This window comes from Micromonospora wenchangensis, from assembly GCF_002210435.1.
GTDB lineage: Bacteria > Actinomycetota > Actinomycetes > Mycobacteriales > Micromonosporaceae > Micromonospora > Micromonospora wenchangensis.
Genome location: NZ_MZMV01000132.1, coordinates 1 through 4,191, shown reverse-complemented (window position 1 = coordinate 4,191; position 4,191 = coordinate 1). Strand labels below are relative to the sequence as shown.

The window sequence follows — 4,191 nt, the reverse complement described above, 5'->3', positions numbered from 1 at the left end:
GCCGGGCCGGCCGCTCGGGCGGGACCTCGACCGGGTCGCCCTGCTCGATCACCACGTGGGCGTTGGTGCCGCTCATCCCGAACGACGACACCCCGGCCCGCCGGGGCCGGCCGGTCTCCGGCCACGGCCTGGCACGGGTGACCAGCTCCACCGCGCCCGCCGACCAGTCGACGTGCGGGGTGGGCTCGGCCACGTGCAGGGTTTTCGGCACCAGCCCGTGCCGCATGGCGGCCACCATCTTGATCACACCACCCACTCCGGCGGCGGCCTGGGTGTGCCCGATGTTGGACTTCAACGAACCGAGCAGCAGCGGCTGGTCGCGGTCCTGCCCGTAGGTGGCGATGATGGCCTGCGCCTCGATCGGGTCGCCCAGGGTCGTCCCGGTCCCGTGCGCCTCCATCACGTCCACCTCGGACGGTCGCAGCCCGGCGTCGGCCAGCGCCTGCCCGATGACCCGCCGCTGGGATGGGCCGTTCGGGGCGGTGAGGCCGTTGGAGGCGCCGTCCTGGTTGGTGGCGGTGCCCCGGATCACCGCGAGCACCTGCCGGCCCTCGCGGCGGGCGTCGGAGAGCCGTTGCACCAGCAGCAGCCCCACCCCCTCCGCGAACGCCGTGCCGTCGGCGTCGGCCGCAAACGCCTTGCAGCGGCTGTCCGGTGACAGCCCCCGCTGGCGGGAGAAGCCGATGAAGATGTCCGGCGTGGACAGCACGGTCGCCCCGCCGGCCAGGGCCAGGTCGCACTCGCCCCGACGCAGCGACTGCACCGCCAGGTGCAGCGCCACCAGCGACGACGAGCAGGCGGTGTCGATGGTCAGGGCCGGGCCCTCCAGCCCGAGGGTGTAGGCGATCCGGCCGGAGGCGATGCTGCCGGCGCTGCCGATGCCGAGGTACCCCTCCAGATCGGCCGGCACCGGATTCGCCCGGGAGCCGTAGTCGGTGTAGACGACTCCCGCGAACACCCCGGTCCGGCTGCCGCGCAGCCGGTGCGGATCGATGCCGGCCCGCTCGAACGCCTCCCAGCTGGTCTGGAGCAGCAGGCGCTGCTGCGGGTCCATGCCGGTGGCCTCACGGGGGCTGATCCCGAAGAACTCCGGGTCGAACTCGGCGGCGTCGTAGAGGAACCCGCCCTCCCGCGCGTAGGTCCGGCCGGTGGCCTCCGGATCGGGGTCGTACAGGTCCGTCGGCCAGCCCCGGTCGGTGGGGAACGGCCCGAGCGCGTCCACCTCGGACACCACGGCCTGCCACAGCGCGTCCGGATCGGCGATGCCACCCGGGTAGCGGCAGCTCATCGCGATGATGGCGATGGGTTCGTCGGCGGCGACCGCGACCGGTGCGCCCGCGTCCACGGCCGTGCCGAGCAGTTCCCCGCGCAGGTGTTCGGCCAGCGCGTCCGGGTTGGGGTGGTCGAAGATCAGGGTCGTCGGCAGGGTACGCCCCACCGCCGTGCCGAGCCGGTTGCGCAGCTCGATCGCGGTGAGCGAGTCGAAACCCAGGTCCTTGAACGCCCGGCGGTCGTCGATGCCGGCGGCGTCGGCGTGGCCCAGCACCCCGGCCACCTGCGCACGGATCGTGTCCAGCAGGAGCCGACGCTGGTCGGCCGGGGCGGCGGCGGCCAGCCGGGACGCGAGGTCGGTGCCCCGGATGGGCGCGGCGGGCACCAGGTCGCGCAGCGCGACGGGCAACGTGCCGGCCCTGGCCTGACCACGCAGCGCGGACCGGACCACCGGGGCGGCCACCACGTCGACCCCGGCGTCCAGGGCCCGGGTGAACAGTCCCTCGACGCGCGGCGGGTCCAGGGACACCAGGCCCAGGCGGGAGGTGCCCACCGGTGGACCCCAGGCGATCACCTGGGCGGCCAGCCCGGCGGCCCGGCGTCGGTCGGCGAGCGCCGCCAGCGCGGTGCCGGCCGCCGCGACCGCCGCCTGCCCGACACCGCCCACCACCCCGGCCACGGCGCCGGAGAGCACGAACCGGGTCACCGGCAACCCGCTGGTCAGCTCGTGCAGGTGCCGGGCGGGTTCGACGATCCGGCGGACGATCCCGTCGAGGTCGTCGGCGGTGAGGGTGGCCACCGGCGCGTCGGCCACCGGGTGCACCGCGTGCACGACCGTGGTCAGGTCGCCCGCCAGCCGCACCGCCTCGGCGAGCACCTCCCGGTCGGCGGGATCACCCGGGACGACCGTCACCGGCACCCCCACGTCGGGGAGGGCGGCCCCGTCCGGGTCGACGACGACCAGCCCGGTGACGCCCCGCCGGGCCAGTACGCGGGCCAGGCCGTCGCGCAGCGCGCCGTCGACGCCGACGAGCAGCGCCGTGCCGTCCGGGTCGGGGGCGGCCGGTCCGGCCGGCAACCGGGTGAGCCGGGGGACGAGGAGTTCCCCGCCGCGCACCGCGACCTGCGGTTGCCCGGTGGCCAGCGCCGCCCGCAGGCCGTCGTCGTCGCCGTCCCACTCGATCAGGGTGATCCGCCCGGGTTCCTCCAGTTGGGCGCAGCGAACCAGGCCGGCCACCGCGCCGGGGCCCCGGGTCACCACCACCTGCCGCCGTCCGTCCGGGTCGGCCAGCCGGTCCCGCAGCACGGTCAGGGCGGCGGCGACGTCGTCCCCGGGCAGCTCGTGCAGGTCCACCTCCGGTGCCGGGGCCGCCTTCGGCCGGGGGACCGCCGACCAGCGCAGGGTGTACAGCGGATCGCGGTGCCGGGCCGCCGACACCGCCGGCACCGGACCCAGCAGCACGGCGGCGATCTCGGCGACCGGGCCACCGTCGGCGTCGGTCAGCGACACCGTCACCGTGTCCGCGTCCCGTCGGAGCACCACCGCCCGGGTCGGCCGGCCGGCCGGATTCCACAGCCGGACGCCCCGCCACGTCGTGGGCAGCCGACCACCCTGCTCGGCCAGCGCCGGGAGCAGCGCGGCCTCCAGCAGCGCCGGATGCAGCGTGAACCGCCCCGACCCGGCCGGCAGGGACGTCTCGGTGGCGTACCCCCCGGGTCGCCGCCACACCGCCGTGGGGGCGGCGGCGCACTCCACACCGGCCGCGCCGAGGCGCTCGACCACCTCGTCCGGGGCGGCCGCAACGCCGTCCGCCGCCCACCCGGCCGGCTCCGGCTCCGGTGCCGGCGCGGTGCCGAGCAGGCCGTGCGCGTGCCGGGTCCACGGTTCCTCGTCGTCGTCCCGGGCGAACACCCCGACCTCCCGGGAACCGTCGTCACCGGGGGGCGCGACGACGACCTGGAGGCGCGCCCCCGGCCCGGCCAGCGCCAGCGGCGTCTCCAGGGTCAGCTCCGCCAGCTGGTCGAGGCCGGCCAGTTCACCGGCGCGCAGCGCCAGGTCGAGCAGCGCCGCGCCGGACAGCACCGGCACCCCGGCGACCCGCAGCTCCGCCTGCGCCCGCTCCGGGCCCGGCGACAACCGTCCGGTGAGGACCAGGGCGCCGCCGTCGGCCACGTCGACCGCCGCGCCCAGCAGCGGGTGGTCGGCCGCGCCCAGGCCGAGCCCGGTCGCGTCGCCGGCCCGCGCCGGGGCGTCCAGCCAGTAACGGGCGTGCTGGAAGGCGTACGTCGGCACCGGCACCCGGCGGGCCGGGCCGATCGCGGCGGTCCAGTCCACCGCCACGCCGGCGGCGTGCACGGCGCCCAGCGCGGTGAGGAACCGGCGGCGGTCACCCTCGTCGCGTCGCAGGGTGCCGAAGGCGCCGTCGCCGATCGCCGGGGTCAGCACCGGGTGCGGGCTGATCTCGATGAAGGTGCGGTGGCCCTGCTCGCGCAGCCGGGCGATGGCCCGGTCGAAGCGGACCGGGCTGCGCAGGTTGGTGAACCAGTACTCGGCGGTCAGGCCCCGGGTGTCGAACTCGTCGGCGGTGACCGTGGAGTAGAACGGGATGCGGGACGGCTGCGGGGTGATGCCGTCGAGTGCCGCCAGGATCGGCTCGCGCAGCGGCTCGACGTACGGCGAGTGCGAGGCGTAGTCGACGGGCAGCACCTTCGCCCGGACCTCCTCGGCGGTGTAGGCGGCCACCACCTCGGCGATCGTGTCCGGGTCACCGGCGACGACGGTGGCGTCCTCGGCGTTGGTCACGGCCACCGTGATCCGGTCCCCCCACCGGGCGGTGATCCGCGCGGCGGGTAGGGCGATGGAGGCCATGGTGCCGTGGCCGGTGATGGTGGTGATGGCTTGGGCGCGGAGGGCGATGA

General features: G+C 76.6%; 1 protein-coding gene. It reads right to left on the bottom strand.

All coding sequences use genetic code 11. The features are described from left to right. Positions 1-4,191 (bottom strand): type I polyketide synthase (locus B5D80_RS32490; protein ID WP_144081846.1); only part of this gene is annotated, 4,191 nt, incomplete at both ends.